Raw genomic sequence first — 17,619 nt, forward strand, 5'->3', positions numbered from 1 at the left:
TTTTTCGTCTATACGCGCCGGACAGGCTGTGCCAGAATGGTCGTTACATTCGACAACCTTTCCGACACCGTCCCATGAACCTGTCCCGCCCGCTTGTCCTGATGCTGCTGTCCGCCGGTCTGCTGTCCGCCGCCGCCGTTGCCACCGCCGCCGATGCCTACTACCGCTATCCCGCCATCCGTGGCGACGCCGTCATCTTCACCGCCGAGGGCGACCTGTGGAAGACCTCGGCGCATGGCGGCCAGGCGCAGCGCCTGACCACGCACCCGTCGGCCGAGACCAACGCCGCCATCTCGCGCGACGGCCAGTGGGTGGCCTTCTCGGCCTCGTACGAAGGCGCGCAGGAAGCCTACGTGATGCCGCTGGCGGGCGGCCTGCCCAAGCGGCTGACGTTTGAAAACGGCGCCGTCACGGTGCTGGGCTGGACCGCGCAGGGCGAGGTGCTGGTCAGCATGGCGGGCGGCACCGGTCCGGGCCGCAGTTTCGTCATCGCCGCCGTCAAGCCGAACGACCTGGCGCGCCGCATCTTCCCGCTGGCCGACGCCAACGACGCCGTGCTGGCCGACGACGGCAAGACGCTGTACTTCACCCGCAACGGCCTGGCGCTGACCAACGACAACGTCAAGCTGTATCGCGGCGGCGCCTATGCGCAGCTGTGGCGCTACGACATCAGCGGCAATGGCGGCGCCAGCGAAGCGGTGCAACTGCTGGCCTCGGACAGCGGCAACAACAAGCGCCCGATGTGGTGGCAGGGCCGCGTCTACTTCATCAGCGACCGCGGCGGCTCGGACAATCTGTGGAGCATGGCCGCCGACGGCAGCGATCCGCGTCCGCTGACCCAGCACACCGACTGGGACGTACGCAACGCCGCCATGGGCGACGGTCGCATCGTCTACCAACTGGGCGCCGATCTGCACGTGCTGGACCTGAGCGCCAACAAGGATGAAAAGCTGGCGATCGACCTGGTGTCCGACTTCGACCAGCAACGCACCCGCCAGATCCGCTCGCCGCTGGAAACCTTGACCAACGTCCAAATCGCCGGCAAGTACGAACGCATCGTGCTGACCGCGCGCGGCCGTGTCAGCGTGGCCGGCACCGGCGCCCAGCGCCGTGTCGAAATCGCGATCCCGGAGGGCGCGCGCGCCCGCGACGCCGTCTTCAGCCACGACGATAAAGCCGTCTACGCCATCGTCGACACCACCGGCGAAAACGAAATCTGGAAATTCGCCGCCGACGGTTCCGGCAAAGGCGAACAGCTGACCCGCGACGGCACCAACCACCGCTGGAAACTGTACCCGTCGCCGGACGGCCGCTGGCTGGGCCACACCGACAAGAAAGGCCGCTTCTGGGTGCTGGACCTGGCCACCAAAACCAACACCATCATCGACGACGCCGGCAAGACCGGCGCCGGCGATTACGAGGAAATCCTGTGGTCGCCGGACAGCAAAAACCTGGCGCTGGTGCGCGCCGGCAGCACCGAGCAGCGCGACCAGATCGGCCTCTACAACCTAGATGCGAAGACGCTCAATTTCGTCACCAGCGACCGTTACACCTCGCGTTCGCCGGTGTTCTCGCCGGACGGTAAATGGCTGTACTTCCTGTCGGCGCGCAACTTCACGCTGGCCAACGGCTCGCCGTGGGGCGATCGGAATATGGGCCCGGTGTTCGACAAGCGCACCGGCATCTACGCGTTGGCGCTGCAACCGGACAACCGCTTCCCGTTCAAGCCGGACGATGAACTGAGCAAGCCGGCCGACAAGCCGGCCGAAGGCGCAACCGAGCAGGCGGCCGAAAAGGCGGCTGAAAAAGCCGCCGAAAAAGTCGTCGCCAAAGCCGCTGTCGCCAAGCCGTCCGGCAAAGCGCTGCCGGCCATCGTCTACGCGGGCCTGGCCGAGCGCCTGTACGAAGTGCCGCTGGCAGCGGGTAACTATCGCGGCCTGCAAATCGACGACAAGCGTCTGTACTTCATCGACGCCGACGGCGCTGACGGCAAGGCCGCGCTGAAAACGCTGGCCATCGCCAGCAACGAGCCGAAGCCGGAAGTGTTTGCGGCCGGCGTGCGCGAGTTCGATCTGTCGACCGACAAGAAGCACGTCTACTACCGCACGCTGGCCGCCACCGGTCCGGGCGACATGCTGGTGGTGGAGGCGGGCGCCAAGGCGCCGGCGGATGTCAGCAAGGCCAAGGTCAAGGTGGATGACTGGACCTTTGTTTCCAATCCGCGGCTGGAGTGGAAGCAGATGTTCAACGACGCCTGGCGCATGCACCGCGACTTCCTGTACGACGTCAAGATGCGCGGCGCCGACTGGCCTGCGGTGCGGGCCAAGTACGCGCCGCTGGTGGACCGCGTGACCGACCGCGCGGAACTCAACGACGTGCTGGGTATGATGATCAGCGAAGTCGGCGCGCTGCACTCGCAGATCGCGCCGGGCGACATCCGCCGCTCGACACCGGAAGGCACGCCGGCCGGCCTGGGCGCGCTGCTGACGCGCACGGCGGACGGCTATCGCGTCGATCACATCTACGCCAGCGAACCGGAACTGCCAACGCAACGCGGCCCGCTGGCGCAAGCCGGTGTCGATGTGAAGGAGGGCGACATCATCACCGCCGTCAACGGCAAGCCGGTGCTGGAAGCGCGCGACATCGCCGACCTGCTGCTCAACCAGGCCGACAAGCAGGTGCTGCTGCAGGTGAAGCGCAAGAACGACACGCGCCAGGTGATCGTGCTGCCGGTGAACATGACCAAGCAGTTCGCGCTGCGCTACAGCGACTGGGAACAATCGCGCGCGCGCCAGGTCGATGTTGCGTCCAAGGGCCGCATCGGCTATCTGCATCTGCGCGCCATGGGCGCCAACGACATCGCCGCTTTCGCGCGCGACTTCTACGCCAACGTCAACCGCGAAGGCCTGATCATCGACGTCCGCCGCAACAACGGCGGCAATATCGATAGCTGGATCATCGAAAAACTGCTGCGCAAGGCGTGGGCCTTCTGGGCGCCGCCGGGCGTGGCGCCTTCGCCGAACATGCAGAACACCTTCCGCGGCCACCTGGTGGTGTTGGTCGATGAATACACCTACTCAGACGGCGAGACCTTCGCCGCCGGCATCAAGGCGCTGGGACTGGGGCCGCTGGTCGGCAAGCGCACCGCCGGCGCCGGCGTCTGGCTGAGCGATAACAATCGCCTGAGCGACAACGGCATGGCGCGCGTGGCCGAGATGGGGCAATTCAATTCGCAGGACGGCCAGTGGCTGATCGAAGGTGTGGGCGTGACGCCGGACGTGGTGGTGGACAATCCGCCGCACGCCACCTATCAGGGCCAGGACCGCCAGCTGGAGGTGGCGCTGCAACTGCTGGATAAAAAACTGAAGGAGCAGCCGGTCAAGCCCTACAACCCGCAGGTGATACCGGGGAGGACTGTCCAGAAGTGAACAGTGGCGTGACCGGTGTGCCGGCGATAGCGTCCATTTCCGCACACCGCGCCCGCCGCCAGCGCATTAATTCATGTGGCATGGAGTTTGCAATCTGAACCCGCAAACTCACAATAAACGGGACACACATGGACTTTCGCATCGGCTGGCGCACGCTGATCCAGCAACCGGCTTACACCCTGACGGTCATCCTTAGCCTCAGCATCGGCCTGTCGGCAAGCCTGCTGCTGCTGGGCTTTGTGCGCTACTCGCTGGAGTACGACACGCATGTGCCGCAGGTCGATCAGGTCTATGTCGTCAAGCACCACTTCAATGTCGAACCGGCGTCGCCGCTGTTTGATATTGCGCCGATGTTCCTGCGCGAGGTGGCGCTGAAGACGCGCGGCGTGGCCGACGTCACCAGCTATATTCCGGCACGGCCCGAGATCACGCCGTTGACCATACGCGCTGGCCGCAACCTGATGACGGTGCGCGGCCTGATCGTGCTGCCGGGCTTCCCATCGCTGCTGGGCATGCGTGCATTGCAAGGCGACCTGGCGTCGGCGCTGGAGCGGCCGGATCGCTTCATCATCACCGACGTTGCCGCGCTGCGCCTGTTCGGCACCCGCGCTGTGCTTGGACGCACCATCACATCGGAAGGGCACGTGTTGCAAGTTGGCGCCGTAGTGCAAGCGCCGCCGGCCAACACCACGATCCCGTTTGAACTGCTGTTTGGCGTGAACGGCGCCGTCGTTGAGCCGGACATCCGCCACGAGATGCTGACCGGCGAACATGGCTGGATGACCAAAATGCTGCTGCGCTTGACGCCGGGCGCCTCTCTGCCGGCGATCCTGCAACGCCTGCAGCAGGCGGTCGACACCGCGCCGAGTCTTAACCAGTTCCCGCCCGAGGTGCGCGAACGTCTCGGCCAGCGCAAGGCGGTCGAGCTTTCCCTCTCGCCGCTGCGCGACGCCTATTTCGACCACAAGGTGGAGAACAGCTTTATCGCCTTGCCGGGCGACCGCGCCAGTCCGGGCCTGGTGTTTGGACTGGCGCTGCTGGCGGTGCTGATCCTGCTGCTGGCCGCCATCAACTACGTCAACCTGACCACCGTGCGCGTGCTGCGGCGCCAGCGCGAAATGGCGATGCGCAAAGTGCTGGGCGCTGGCGTGCCGCAGATCATGCTGCAATTCCTGCTGGAGTCGGTGCTGGTGGCGCTGGCGGCCACCGCGCTTGGCCTGCTGCTGGCGTGGCTGGCGCTGCCGGTCTTTTCGCAGCTGGTCAATCGCCAGCTGGATGCCATGTTTGTGCCATCGAATATCGTCGCGGCGTTTGGCATTGGCGCGCTGCTGGGGGTTGTCACGGCGGCCTACCCGGCGTGGATCGCGCTGCGTGTGCATCCCACGCAGGTGCTGGCCGGGCGGCCGGAGACCGAGTCGCGCAGCAGCCTGCAATGGCGGCGCGCGCTCACGGTGCTGCAAATCGGCGCTGCGATGGGATTGGCCAGCGTGACCATCGCCGTGGCATGGCAGACCGACTACGCCAACAGCGCCGCGCCGGGATTCGATCCCACGCCGATCGTGGTGGTCGACATGCCTGGGCACGTGCGGGCCACCGACAAGGCCAGGCAATTCTTCTCCGCCTTGCAGTCGCAGCCCGGCGTCGCCGGTGTGGCGATTTCCGAAGACCCGGTCGGACGACTGGATTGGTCGTGGACGCGCATGCTCAAGCGACCCGGAGGCCAGAGCGCATCGATGGAAATGAAAGCCGTCAGCGCCAATTTCTTTGAACTGTATGGCATTGCACCAGCTGCAGGGCGCTTGTTTCAGACCGGCGTAGATAAGGAAAACGATGCCGGCAGCATGGTGCTGAACGCGGTCGCCGCGCGCGCCTTGGGTTTCGCCAGCGCCGAACAGGCAGTCGGGCAGATCGTCTCCTTCACGGGATTCGACAACGTGGTGGTGTCGGCACGCGTGGTCGGCATCGCACCGGAACTTCGATTCCACTCGCTGCGCGACCAGCCGCGCGCAATCGCCTATGCGCTGGGGACGGCGGGCATGGTGCTCAGCGCGCGCGCCACCGGCGCTCCGTCCGACGTCGAACGCGCAGCGCGAGCGCTCTGGCCTGGCTACTTCCCGGACGCCATCCCCAAGATCTACCGCGCCGGCGAGGTGCTGAAACAGCACTATGCCGACGACGTGCGCATGGCCAGGCTGCTGGCGGTGGCGACCGGCATCGCGCTGGCCATCGCCGCCTTCGGCACCTACGCCTTGTCCGCCAACACCGTACAGCGGCGGGCCCGCGAAATCACGCTGCGCAAACTGCACGGCGCGCAGCGTACCGACGTTGGCCTGCTGATGCTGCGCGAAATCGGCACGTTGATTTTGGCGGCCGGCGTGATCGGCTTGCCGATCGCCGCCGTGGCAATACAGCGCTACCTGTCCGGCTATGTCGAACGGGCACCGGTGGGCTACTGGACCTTGCTGTTCGCGCTGGCGCTGACGCTGGTGATCGCGCTTAGCGCCATCAGCCGCCATGCCTGGCTGGCGATGCGCCTGTCGCCGGCGGAAGCGTTGCGTAGTTAGAGCGTTTGGCGGTGTCGTACAATGGCGCCAAATGATAAATATAACGACAAGCTTAAAACCATCTTCCAGAATCCGCCGCCGCCAGGCACTGGCCCTCGTATTGCTGGTAGTGTGCGGCGTCATCAACTACCTGGACCGCGCCACGCTGGCCGTGGCCAACGAATACATCCGCGCCGACCTGGGCCTGTCGCTGGGCCAAATGGGCTTGCTGTTGTCGGCCTTCTCGTGGAGCTACGCCTTGTGCCAGCTGCCCGTTGGCGCCCTGGTGGACCGGATCGGGCCGCGCTGGCTGCTCGGCATCGGGCTGGTAGTGTGGTCAGTGGCGCAGGCGGCTGGCGGACTGGCATCCACCTTCGGCTGGTTCGTCATCGCCCGCATCGCGCTGGGCATCGGCGAGGCGCCGCAATTTCCATCGGCGGCGCGGGTGGTCAGCAATTGGTTCCCGATACGCGCACGGGGCACGCCGACAGGCATCTTCAATTCCGCCTCCCCGCTGGGCGTGGCGCTGGCGCCTTTGTGCCTGCCGCCGCTGATCGCCGCGACCAGCTGGCACTGGGCTTTCTTCGTGACCGGCGCGATGGGACTCATGGCGGCGGTGATCTGGCTGACGCTGTACCGCGATCCCGTGCACCAGCAAATGAGCGCGGAGGAATGCGCTTATCTTGAAGTGGCGGAATCGCGCGACGCTGCGCCGAAAGCTGCTTCTACCTCCTGGCTGGCGCTGTTTCGCTATCGCACCACGTGGGGCATGATGCTGGGCTTCTTTGGGTCAGTGTATCTGAATTGGGTTTACCTGACATGGCTGCCGGGTTATCTGCGCACCGAGCGCCATATGGCGTTTGCCCATGTCGGCATTGCCGCCGCCATTCCGTTCATGTGCGGCTTTGCCGGTGCGCTGATCGCCGGCTGGGCTTCCGACCGCGTGGCGCGGCGCGCGGCATCGCCGCTGCTCGGCCGCCGCAATGCCGTGGTGGTCTCCACGCTGGGCATGGTGGCGTTCACGATTCCGGCGGCGCTGGTGGAGAGCAATGTGGTGGCGGTGGCGTGCATCTCCATCGTCATTTTCCTGGCAAACGCCTCATCGGCTTGCGCCTGGTCGCTTGCGACGGTGGCTGCGCCGCCGAGCCGCATTGCGTCGCTGGGGGCGTTGCAAAACTTCGGCGGCTTCCTCGGCGGCGCGTTGGCGCCAGTATTGACCGGCTATATCGCGCAGTCCTGGTCCTTCGTGCCGGCGCTGCTGACCGGCGCCGGCATCGCCTTCCTCGGCGCCGTGTCGTACCGCTACCTGGTGGTGCGGCCAATTCCGGAACTATAGGCTGGTCAACGCCTTGAACTGAGCGGCGCGGCGGCGCGAGACTTCCACTTGCAACTGATCGCGCAGCGTCAGATCCAGTCCGCCCGCGTCGTTAGGCTCGACCTGTTCGATGAAGTCGAGGTTGACGATGTGGCGGCGGCTGGCGCGGAAGAAGCGCTCAGGATCGAGCTTTTCTTCCAGCTGGTTCAGTGAACGCAGCATCAGTGGCTGCTGGTGCTCGAAGTACACGCGCGTGTAGTTGCCGTCCGATTCAAACAGACGGATGTCCCGCACCGGTACGAACCAGCATCGCTCGCCGTCCTTGATGAACAGCTTGCGCGCCGTGGACGGCGCCATCGCGGCAGCGGCCATGCGTTGATGCCGCACCGCGCAACGCTGCAAGGCCGCCGCCATGCGCGCCGCCTGGATCGGCTTTTGCAGATAATCCAGCGCGTTCACCTCAAACGCCTGCAGGGCATACTGGTCGAAGGCGGTGGTGAAGATCACCTCCGGCGCTTCCTCCAGCGCCGCCAGCATGTCGAAGCCGGAGCCGCCCGGCATCTGCACGTCGAGGAAAATCAGGTCCGGCTTGAGCGTGGCGATCTGCTGCAAGCCATCGGCCGCGTTGACCGCTTCGCCCACAATCTCGACATCGGGATGCGCCGCCAGCAGGCGTCGCAGTTCGGCGCGCGCCAGGCGCTCGTCGTCAATCAGCAATACCCGCATCAGGCAGCCTCCGGTAAAGTCATGGTGGCACGTACCCAGCCACTGTTTTCGGATAAATCCAGTTGCGCGTTGTCGCCCAGTGCCAGCAACAGGCGCTTGCGCGTGTTCACCAGGCCCACCTTGGTGGAATTCGCAAACGGCACAATCGCGCCGAGGTTGGCGATTTCAATATGCACCGCGCCGTTGTCCATGCGCTGCGCGCGAATACGGATCTCGCTGCCGGTGGGGCTGGCCTCCACGCCGTACTTGACGGCGTTCTCCACCAGCGTTTGCAGCGCCATCGGCGGAATGCGCACCTGATCGAGTCCAATGCCGATCTCCACGCTGACGCGCATGCGTTCTTCAAAGCGGATCTTCTCGATCGCCAGGTAAGCCTGCACCGCTTCCATCTCCGCCGCCAGCGGAACCGTTTCGTGATGGCCCGATTGCAGCGCGTAGCGCATCACACTGGCCAGCTGGTCGATCATCATGGCGGCGGCATCGGCGTCTTCGTAAATCAGCGCGCGTACGCTGTTCATGCTGTTGAAGAAGAAGTGCGGATTGACTTGCGCCTGCAAGGCGCGCAGCTCGGCGTCCTTAGCCGCCACTTCCAGCCGTAGCGCCTCCGACTCCGCGCGGTTGGCGCGACGCAGCGACAGCACCGCCATGTAGAAGATATTCCACACCAGGTAAATCGCCCACCACGACAGCAGGGCTCCCGGTACCCAGCCGAAGCCACGGTCCATGTGCGGCGGCTGAAACACCAGATAACCGACATACTGCGCCGCCGTGTGAATGGTCCCGAGCACCAGCACCGCGAGACCGACCATTTTCCAGCTGGTGCGCTGGCCGTTACGTATGCGCTGCTTCAGCAGGCGATGCCAAAGTTCGGTAATCAACACCCCGCTGACCGCACCCCAGGCCATCACCCACATCAGGCCCGGCACCCGCCACGCGCCGAGCGTGAAGGACATCAGCGGCAGGAAGCCCCAGCCAGCCAGCTGGAAGATCCAGTACCAGTTCAGGCGCGCGATTAGCGGACGTGTATCGTTCATGGTGCTTAGTTCAGGAAGTTATCGATGCGATCATACATCCAAGCCGGATCGTCGTACATGATGAAATGGCGGGCGTTGTCCGCCATCTCCACGCGCACGCCGGGCAGCTTGGCATACTGCGTTGTATAGACTGCGGCGATGGCTTCCTTGGGCGCGTAATCCTTGTAGGCGATCCACGTACCCAGTACCAGCGTCGGCGCCTTGATGCGGCTGACGTCATCGCGCAGGTCGTCCGACATCAGTTCCGCCATGCTGCCGATGACCGTATCGCGGTCGGACAGCTTACCGGCATCAAGTGCGCGGTCGATGTCTTCCTGCTTCGTGATCATGGTGCGCAGTGTGCGCAACTGGCCGGCGCGGAAGGTTTCGGCATCTTGCGCTTTCATGCCAGCGGCCATGCCGTCGGCTATTTGCTTGAGCTGCGCGCGGGTGATGTTCGGCGCCTGCGTGGCGCCCAGCGCCGGCAGCGAATCGACGATGACCAGGCGGCCCACCTGCTCGGGGTGATCGGCCGCCAGCTTCATCCCGAGATAGCCGCCCAGGCTATGGCCGATGACGACCGGGCGGTCGAACTTGTTGTCGCTGATGTAGGCGCTCAGCTGCTGCTCAACCGCCGGCAGCAGCGGCTCCTTGATGGCCGGCTGGCCAGCGAACCCGGCCAGCGTCAGCACGTGGCATTGATGCTTGCCGTTGCCGCAGTAATGCGCCACGGTGCCGTCCCACACGTTGCCGGACGACGCAAGGCCGGGAATCAGGATGATTGGCGCGCCGGTGCCGGTGACATCGACTTTAAACGCGGGATGGTCGGCGGCCGCAGCATGGCCGAGCATCATGGTGGCGGCGACGGTGGCGATGGTCTTGAGCAGCATGGTGTTCTCCGTTAGTGAGTAAGTGGAGCCATGCTATCGGCCTGCCATGGCGACGGCGACCACTACTTGATGAACGGTTTTTCCGGAGTGATGAACGGTCACACGCCGTCTTCGGCCTTCAGCTTGCGCCATAGTGTGGTGCGGCTGATGCCGAGATATTCCGCCGCAGCGTCGCGCCGGCCGCCGAAGCGGGCCAGTATGTCGGCGATGCGTTCGGTGCCTGGCGCTGGCGTGGGCAGGGCGGTGATGGCAGCCGTGCCCAGTTCCGGGGCGATACTCAAGATGAACGAGGGTGTCAACGCCTGCAGCGGCTCGGCGGCGAGGAACAATGCCAGGCGCTCGGTCAGGTTGCGCAGCTCGCGCACGTTGCCTGGCCAGCCGTAGCGCTGCAACAGCGGCGCGCACGCCGTCATCTCCGCATGCAGATTGGGATGCGGCCGCGCGCCCAGCGACGCCAGCGCATTCTTCAGCGACCATTCGGCCAGCGGCATTACATCCTCCGGCCGCGCGCGCAACGGCGGCAGCGTCAGACGCAGCACCGCTAGCCGGTAAAACAGATCGGCGCGGAAGCGGCCTTCCCGCACGCGCTGTTCCAAGTCGCAGTGGGTGGCGCTGATGATGCGTACATTGACCGGTATCGGCCGCGTGCCGCCGACCCGCACCACCTCGCGTTCCTCCAGCACGCGCAGCAAGCGAGTTTGCAGCGTCAGCGGCATCTCGCCGATCTCGTCGAGGAAAAGCGTGCCGTGATTGGCCGCTTCAAACAAGCCGGCATGGCCGCCGCGCCGCGCGCCGGTGAAGGCGCCTTCCTCGTGGCCGAACAACTCCGACTCCAGCAGCGATTCCGCAATCGCGCCGCAGTTGACCGCCACGAATGGCCGGTTCTGCCCCAACGTGCGCGGCGCCTCGCGGTGCATGGCCTGCGCTACCAGCTCCTTGCCGCAGCCGGTTTCGCCCTGTATCAGCACCGTGGCCGGCGACTTCGCATACAGCACCACCGACTGCCGCACCGTCTCCATCGCCGCCGAGTCGCCGCGCAGATCGTTGATGCCATGCCTGGCGCGCAACGTGTCCGTCACCACGGCGCTGCGCGCGCGGTTGCGGTTGGACTCCAGCTGCGTCAGGCGCGCCATCTCCAGCGCATCGTCGAAGGCGTGGCGGATCGAGGCCGCCGAGTAGACGAACACGCCGGTCAGTCCCGCTTCCTCGGCCAGGTCGGTGATGCGTCCCGCGCCGACAATCGCCTTGATGCCGGCCGCCTTAAGGTCATTGACCTGCGCCCGCGCGTCTTCCTCGGTCACATAGGTGCGCTGCGCCACGTCGAAGCCGAAGGTGGCGGAAAACTCGGCCAGCTCCGCCAGCCGCTCCTGATAGGTAATGATGCCGATGCGGTCCGATACGCGCCGTGCCCGTGCCAGCGCCTGCATCACATCGAAGCCGCTGAATTTGGCGATCACCACCGGCACCGACAGCCGGCCTTTCAGATACGCCGCGTTGGAGCCGGCCGAGATGATGGCGTCGCAGCGCTCCGTCGCCAGCCGCTCGCGGATATGTTTGGCCGCTTCCTCGAATCCCAGGTTGATCGGCTCAATCGTCGCGAGATTGTCGTATTCCAGCGTGATGTCGCGGAACAGGTCGGACAGGCGCGACACGGAAACCGTCCAGATAACCGGCTTGTCGTTGGCGTCGAAGGGCAGGGGCGTGGAATGTCGCATGTTTCAATTATAGTTCAAATTTGTTTCGTTGTTTCATTTTGAAACATGGTGTTGTGCGTAAGTGATTGATTTGTATAAGTTGATGCTCTGGCACACCCCTTGCAATACAGAGCGCAACTTCAACGCAATATCGAAAGGTCACAACATGAGTCACTACTCCGCAGGCGCCGCGTTCCGCCAAGCCGTCAAGGAAGAATCCCCATTGCAGGTGGTCGGCGCCATCAATGCCAACCATGCATTGCTGGCCAAGCGCGCCGGCTTCAAGGCGATTTACCTGTCCGGCGGCGGCGTGGCTGCGGGTTCGCTCGGCCTGCCGGACCTGGGCATCTCCAATCTGGACGACGTGCTGACCGACGTGCGCCGCATCACCGATGTGTGCGACCTGCCGCTGCTGGTCGATGTGGACACTGGTTTCGGCGCTTCGGCCTTCAACGTCGCCCGCACCGTCAAGTCGATGATCAAGTTCGGCGCCGCCGCCATGCACATCGAAGATCAGGTTGGCGCCAAGCGCTGCGGCCATCGTCCGGGCAAGGAGATCGTCAGCAAGCAGGAGATGGTCGACCGCATCAAGGCGGCCGTCGATGCACGCACCGACGACCAATTCGTCATCATGGCGCGCACCGATGCGCTGGCAGTGGAAGGCCTGGACGCCGCCATCGAACGCGCGGTCGCCTGCGTGGAAGCTGGCGCTGACATGATCTTCCCCGAAGCCATGATTTCGCTCGATATGTACAAGCAGTTCGCTGCCGCAGTCAAAGTGCCGGTACTGGCCAACATCACGGAATTCGGCTCCACGCCGCTGTTCACCGTCGATGAACTGCGCAGCGCCGATGTCGGCTTGGTGCTGTATCCGCTGTCCGCCTTCCGCGCCATGAACAAGGCGGCGGAAAACGTCTACGGCGCGATTCGCCGCGACGGCACGCAGCAGAACGTTTTGGACACCATGCAGACCCGCGCCGAACTGTATGACCGCATCAACTACCACGAATTCGAACAGAAGCTGGACGCGCTGTTCGCCGCACAGAAGAAATAAGAGGAGACACGAAAATGACCGAAGCCACTACCTTCAAACCAAAAAAATCCGTCGCCCTGTCGGGTGTCGCCGCCGGTAATACGGCGCTGTGCTCCGTCGGCAAAACCGGCAATGACCTGCACTATCGCGGCTACGACATCCTGGATGTCGCCACCACCTGCGAGTTTGAAGAAATCGCCTACCTGCTGGTGCACGGCAAGCTGCCGGCCGAATCGGAACTGCGCGGCTACAAGGCCAAACTGCGCTCGCTGCGCGGCCTGCCGCAAGCGGTGAAGTCGGCGCTGGAAGCCCTGCCGGCATCGGCGCATCCGATGGACGTGATGCGCACCGGCGTCTCGGTGCTCGGCTGTGTGCTGCCGGAGAAGGATGACCACAACGTGCCGGGCGCGCGCGACATCGCCGACCGCCTGATGGCGTCCTTCGGCTCCATGCTGCTGTACTGGTACCACTACAGCCATAACGGCAAACGCATCGAAGTGGAAACCGACGACGACTCGATCGGCGGCCATTTCCTGCACCTGCTGCATGGTCACAAGCCGCCGGAATCGTGGGTGCGCGCGATGCACACTTCGCTGATCTTGTACGCGGAACATGAGTTCAACGCTTCCACCTTCACCAGTCGCGTGATCGCCGGCACGGGTTCGGACATCCACTCGGCCATCACTGGCGCGATCGGCGCGCTGCGCGGTCCTAAGCACGGCGGCGCCAACGAAGTCGCTTTCGAAATCCAGAAGCGCTACGAAAATCCGGACGAAGCGGAAGCCGACATCCGCAACCGTGTCGCCAACAAGGAAGTGGTGATCGGCTTCGGCCACCCGGTGTACACCGTCTCCGATCCGCGTAACGTGGTGATCAAGGACGTGGCGCGCCAACTGTCCGAGGAAGCCGGCTCCACCAAAATGTATGACATCGCCGAGCGGCTGGAATCGGTGATGTGGGAGATCAAAAAGATGTTCCCGAACCTGGACTGGTTCTCGGCCGTGTCGTACCACATGATGGGCGTGCCGACCGCGATGTTCACGCCGCTGTTTGTCATCTCGCGCACCTCCGGCTGGTCGGCGCACATCATCGAGCAGCGCATCGACAACAAGATCATCCGCCCAAGCGCCAATTACGTTGGCCCTGAAGACCTGAAATTCGTCCCGATCAAGGACCGCAAATAATCATGAATACCGCATTCCGCAAGCCCTTGCCGGGCACCCAGCTAGACTACTTCGACGCGCGCGCCGCAGTCGATGCGATCCAGCCAGGCGCCTGGGCCAAGCTGCCATACACCTCGCGCGTACTGGCGGAAAATCTGGTGCGCCGCTGTGATCCGGCCACGCTCAACGCTTCGCTGTCGCAGCTGATCGAACGCAAGCGCGACCTCGACTTCCCGTGGTTCCCGGCGCGCGTGGTGTGTCACGACATTCTGGGCCAGACTGCGCTGGTCGACCTGGCCGGCCTGCGCGACGCGATCGCGCTGCAAGGCGGCGATCCGGCGCTGGTCAATCCCGTGGTGCCGACGCAGCTGGTGGTCGACCACTCGCTGGCGGTGGAGTGCGGCGGTTTCGATCCGGACGCGTTCAACAAGAACCGCGCCATCGAAGACCGCCGCAACGAAGACCGCTTCGATTTCATCAACTGGACCAAGAAGGCGTTCAAGAACGTCGACGTGATCCCGCCGGGGAACGGCATCCTGCACCAGATTAATCTTGAGCGCATGTCGCCGGTAATTCAGTCGGTGGATGGCGTGGCCTTCCCGGATACGCTGGTCGGCACTGACTCGCACACGCCAATGGTCGATGCGCTGGGCGTGATCGCCATCGGCGTCGGTGGCCTGGAAGCGGAAAGCGTGATGCTGGGCCGCGCCTCGTGGATGCGTCTACCGGACATCATCGGCGTTGAGTTGAGCGGCGAGCCGCAGCCGGGCATCACCGCCACCGACATCGTGCTGGCGCTGACCGAATTCCTGCGCAAGCAGAAGGTGGTGTCGTCGTACCTGGAGTTCTACGGCGAAGGCGCCGCGCACCTGACGTTGGGCGACCGCGCCACCATCTCCAACATGGCGCCGGAATACGGTTCGACAGCAGCGATGTTCTACATCGACGAGCAAACCGTCAAGTACCTCAAGCTGACCGGCCGCGAAGACGAAACGGTCAAACTGGTGGAAACCTACGCTAAAGAGACCGGTCTGTGGGGCGATGCGCTGGTCGGCGCGGAGTATGAACGCGTACTGAAGTTCGATTTGTCCAGCGTGGTGCGCAATATCGCCGGCCCATCGAATCCGCACAGCCGCGTGCCCACTTCCGAGCTGGCCGCCCGTGGCATCAGCGGTGTGGTGGAAAATGAACCTGGCTTGATGCCAGACGGCGCCTGCATCATCGCCGCCATCACCAGCTGCACCAATACCAACAACCCGCGCAATATGATCGCGGCCGGTCTGCTAGCCCGCAACGCCAACGCGCGCGGCTTGACGCGCAAGCCGTGGGTGAAATCCTCGCTGGCGCCGGGCTCCAAGACCGTTACGCTGTATCTTGAGGAAGCCGGCCTGCTGCCAGAGCTGGAGCAGCTGGGCTTTGGCGTGGTGGCCTATGCGTGCACGTCATGCAATGGCATGTCCGGCGCGCTCGATCCGGTGATCCAGCAGGAAGTGGTGGAGCGCGACCTGTACGCCACCGCCGTCCTGTCGGGCAACCGCAACTTCGATGGCCGCATTCACCCTTACGCCAAGCAGGCTTTCCTGGCTTCGCCGCCGCTGGTGGTGGCCTACGCCATCGCCGGCACCATCCGCTTCGATATCGAGAAGGATGTGCTGGGCCATGACGCCAGTGGCCAGCCGGTCACGCTGAAAGACATCTGGCCGTCGGACGAAGAGATCGACGCCATCGTCGCCAGCGCGGTCAAGCCGGAGCAGTTCCGCAAGGTTTATATCCCGATGTTCGCCAAGCAGGCGGATGACGGCATTTCTGTCAGCCCGCTGTATGACTGGCGTCCGCAGACCACCTACATCCGCCGTCCGCCGTATTGGGAAGGCGCGCTTGCGGGTGAGCGCTCGCTGAGCGGCATGCGTCCGCTGGCGGTCCTCGGCGATAACATCACCACCGACCACCTGTCGCCGTCCAACGCAATCATGATGGATTCCGCCGCAGGCGAGTACCTGCACAAAATGGGCCTGCCGGAAGAAGACTTCAACTCCTACGCCACCCACCGTGGCGATCACCTGACCGCGCAGCGCGCCACCTTCGCCAATCCAACGCTGAAGAACGAGATGGTGCGCGATGCCGATGGCAAGGTCAAAGCCGGTTCGCTGGCACGCGTGGAACCGGAAGGCAAAGTGCTGCGCATGTGGGAAGCGATTGAGACCTATATGGAGCGTAAGCAGCCGCTGATCATTATCGCCGGCGCCGATTACGGCCAGGGCTCGTCACGCGACTGGGCCGCCAAGGGTGTGCGCCTGGCCGGCGTGGAAGCGATTGTCGCGGAAGGCTTCGAGCGCATTCACCGTACCAATCTGGTCGGCATGGGCGTGCTACCGCTGGAGTTTCAGCAGGGCGTGAACCGCATCACGCTGGGCCTGGACGGCACCGAGACCTTCGACGTGATCGGCGAACGCAAGCCGCGCGCCACGCTGACGCTGGTGATCCATCGCCGCAATGGCGCGCGCATGGACGTGCCGGTGACCTGCCGTCTCGACACGGCGGAAGAAGTGTCCATCTACGAGGCCGGCGGCGTGCTGCAACGCTTCGCGCAGGACTTTTTGGAATCCGCGAAGGCTGCATGATGACGCACAAACCTCAGATGAAGATCGCCGCCACCTATATGCGTGGCGGCACCAGCAAAGGTGTGTTCTTCCGCTTGCAGGATCTGCCGGAGGCGGCGCAGCAGCCGGGCGCCGCGCGCGACCAGCTGCTGCTGCGCGTGATCGGCAGCCCGGACCCATACGGCAAGCAGATTGACGGCATGGGCGGCGCCACCTCCAGCACCAGCAAGACAGTAATCTTGTCGAAGAGCGCGCGGCCCGAGCATGACGTCGACTATCTGTTCGGCCAGGTCTCCATCGACAAGGCCTTCGTGGACTGGAGCGGCAACTGCGGAAATCTGTCGGCGGCGGTTGGCGCCTTCGCCATCAGCGGCGGCCTGGTTGATGCGGCCCGCGTGCCGCGCGATGGTGTAGCGGTGGTGCGCGTGTGGCAGGCTAACATCGGCAAGACCATCATCGCCCACATCCCGATGACCGACGGCGAGGTGCAGGAAACCGGCGACTTCGAGCTGGATGGCGTCACCTTCCCGGCTGCCGAAGTACAGCTGGAGTTCATGGACCCGGCGGCGGAAGAAGAGGGCGCTGGCGGCTCGATGTTCCCGACCGGCCAACTGGTGGACGATCTGGAAGTCCCCGGCGTTGGTACGCTGAAAGCGACCATGATCAATGCCGGCATCCCGACCATCTTCATCAACGCCGATGCGGTGGGCTATACCGGCACCGAACTGCAGGACGCCATTAACGGCGATGCGAAAGCGCTGGCGATGTTCGAAACCATCCGCGCATACGGCGCGCTGCGCATGGGTCTTATTAAGGACCTGAGCGAAGCGGCCACGCGCCAGCACACGCCGAAGGTGGCTTTTGTGGCGCCGCCGGCTGCTTACGTTTCGTCCAGCGGCAAGCCGGTGGCGGCGGACGATATCGACCTGCTGGTGCGTGCGCTCTCGATGGGCAAGCTGCATCACGCCATGATGGGTACCGCAGCGGTGGCCATTGGCACGGCGGCGGCGATTCCCGGCACGCTGGTCAACCTGGCTGCGGGCGGAGGCGCACGCCAGGCGGTGCGCTTTGGCCACCCGTCCGGCACCTTGCGTGTGGGCGCGGAGGCCGTGCAGCAGGACGGAGAATGGAGCGTGACAAAAGCGGTAATGAGCCGCAGCGCGCGCGTACTGATGGAAGGCTGGGTACGCGTACCCGCTTAAGCAGTCACACCT

11 protein-coding genes are annotated in these 17,619 nt (G+C 64.5%); 7 read left to right on the forward strand and 4 right to left on the reverse strand.

Annotation, left to right across the window (positions count from 1 at the left end; genetic code table 11):
• Positions 1–74: 74 nt before the first annotated feature.
• The 3 genes from HH213_RS19610 (at position 75) to HH213_RS19620 (ending at position 7,307) form a co-directional block, all read left to right on the forward strand.
• Complete coding sequence (locus tag HH213_RS19610) at positions 75–3,428, forward strand: S41 family peptidase (protein ID WP_229263070.1); 3,354 nt, start codon at positions 75–77, stop codon at positions 3,426–3,428.
• A 128-nt stretch (positions 3,429–3,556) separates the two neighbouring features.
• Positions 3,557–5,992 carry an FtsX-like permease family protein gene (locus HH213_RS19615; RefSeq protein WP_169113354.1) on the forward strand — a complete coding sequence of 812 codons (2,436 nt, stop codon included), beginning with the start codon at positions 3,557–3,559 and terminating at the stop codon, positions 5,990–5,992.
• A 31-nt stretch (positions 5,993–6,023) separates the two neighbouring features.
• Positions 6,024–7,307 carry an MFS transporter gene (locus tag HH213_RS19620; protein ID WP_169113355.1) on the forward strand — a complete coding sequence of 428 codons (1,284 nt, stop codon included), beginning with the start codon at positions 6,024–6,026 and terminating at the stop codon, positions 7,305–7,307.
• Here the strand turns inward: HH213_RS19620 and HH213_RS19625 are convergent.
• The 4 genes from HH213_RS19625 to prpR all read right to left on the reverse strand — a co-directional run bounded on the left by HH213_RS19625 (position 7,302) and on the right by prpR (position 11,630).
• Positions 7,302–8,012 carry a LytR/AlgR family response regulator transcription factor gene (locus HH213_RS19625; RefSeq protein WP_169113356.1) on the reverse strand — a complete coding sequence of 237 codons (711 nt, stop codon included), beginning with the start codon at positions 8,010–8,012 and terminating at the stop codon, positions 7,302–7,304. The two genes, HH213_RS19620 and HH213_RS19625, sit on opposite strands and share 6 nt — an antisense overlap.
• The gene (locus HH213_RS19630; RefSeq protein ID WP_110846746.1) at positions 8,012–9,046 is read right to left on the reverse strand and encodes a sensor histidine kinase; all 1,035 of its coding nucleotides are present in this window, start codon (positions 9,044–9,046) and stop codon (positions 8,012–8,014) included. The genes HH213_RS19625 and HH213_RS19630 overlap by 1 nt, the downstream gene beginning before the upstream one ends.
• 5 nt (positions 9,047–9,051) lie before the next feature.
• On the reverse strand, positions 9,052–9,915 hold the full coding sequence (locus HH213_RS19635; RefSeq protein ID WP_169113357.1) for an alpha/beta fold hydrolase: 864 nt from the start codon (positions 9,913–9,915) through the stop codon (positions 9,052–9,054).
• A gap of 98 nt (positions 9,916–10,013) precedes the next feature.
• Positions 10,014–11,630, reverse strand: a complete 1,617-nt coding sequence (prpR, locus tag HH213_RS19640) for a propionate catabolism operon regulatory protein PrpR (RefSeq protein WP_169113358.1) — start codon at positions 11,628–11,630, stop codon at positions 10,014–10,016.
• Positions 11,631–11,775: 145 nt separating this feature from the next.
• Between prpR and prpB the strand changes: the two genes are divergently transcribed.
• The 4 genes from prpB to prpF are packed head-to-tail and all read left to right on the forward strand — an operon-like array spanning position 11,776 to position 17,607.
• Positions 11,776–12,663 carry a methylisocitrate lyase gene (gene prpB / locus HH213_RS19645; protein ID WP_110846743.1) on the forward strand — a complete coding sequence of 296 codons (888 nt, stop codon included), beginning with the start codon at positions 11,776–11,778 and terminating at the stop codon, positions 12,661–12,663.
• A 14-nt stretch (positions 12,664–12,677) separates the two neighbouring features.
• On the forward strand, positions 12,678–13,826 hold the full coding sequence (gene prpC / locus HH213_RS19650; RefSeq protein ID WP_110846742.1) for a bifunctional 2-methylcitrate synthase/citrate synthase: 1,149 nt from the start codon (positions 12,678–12,680) through the stop codon (positions 13,824–13,826).
• 2 nt (positions 13,827–13,828) lie between these two features.
• Complete coding sequence (gene acnD / locus HH213_RS19655) at positions 13,829–16,426, forward strand: Fe/S-dependent 2-methylisocitrate dehydratase AcnD (RefSeq protein WP_169113359.1); 2,598 nt, start codon at positions 13,829–13,831, stop codon at positions 16,424–16,426.
• Positions 16,426–17,607 (forward strand): 2-methylaconitate cis-trans isomerase PrpF, encoded by a 1,182-nt coding sequence (gene prpF, locus HH213_RS19660; protein WP_169115272.1) that lies wholly within the window; start codon positions 16,426–16,428, stop codon positions 17,605–17,607. The genes acnD and prpF overlap by 1 nt, the downstream gene beginning before the upstream one ends.
• The last annotated feature ends 12 nt before the right edge of the window (positions 17,608–17,619 follow it).

This window comes from Duganella dendranthematis (assembly GCF_012849375.1).
Lineage (GTDB): Bacteria > Pseudomonadota > Gammaproteobacteria > Burkholderiales > Burkholderiaceae_D > Rugamonas > Rugamonas dendranthematis.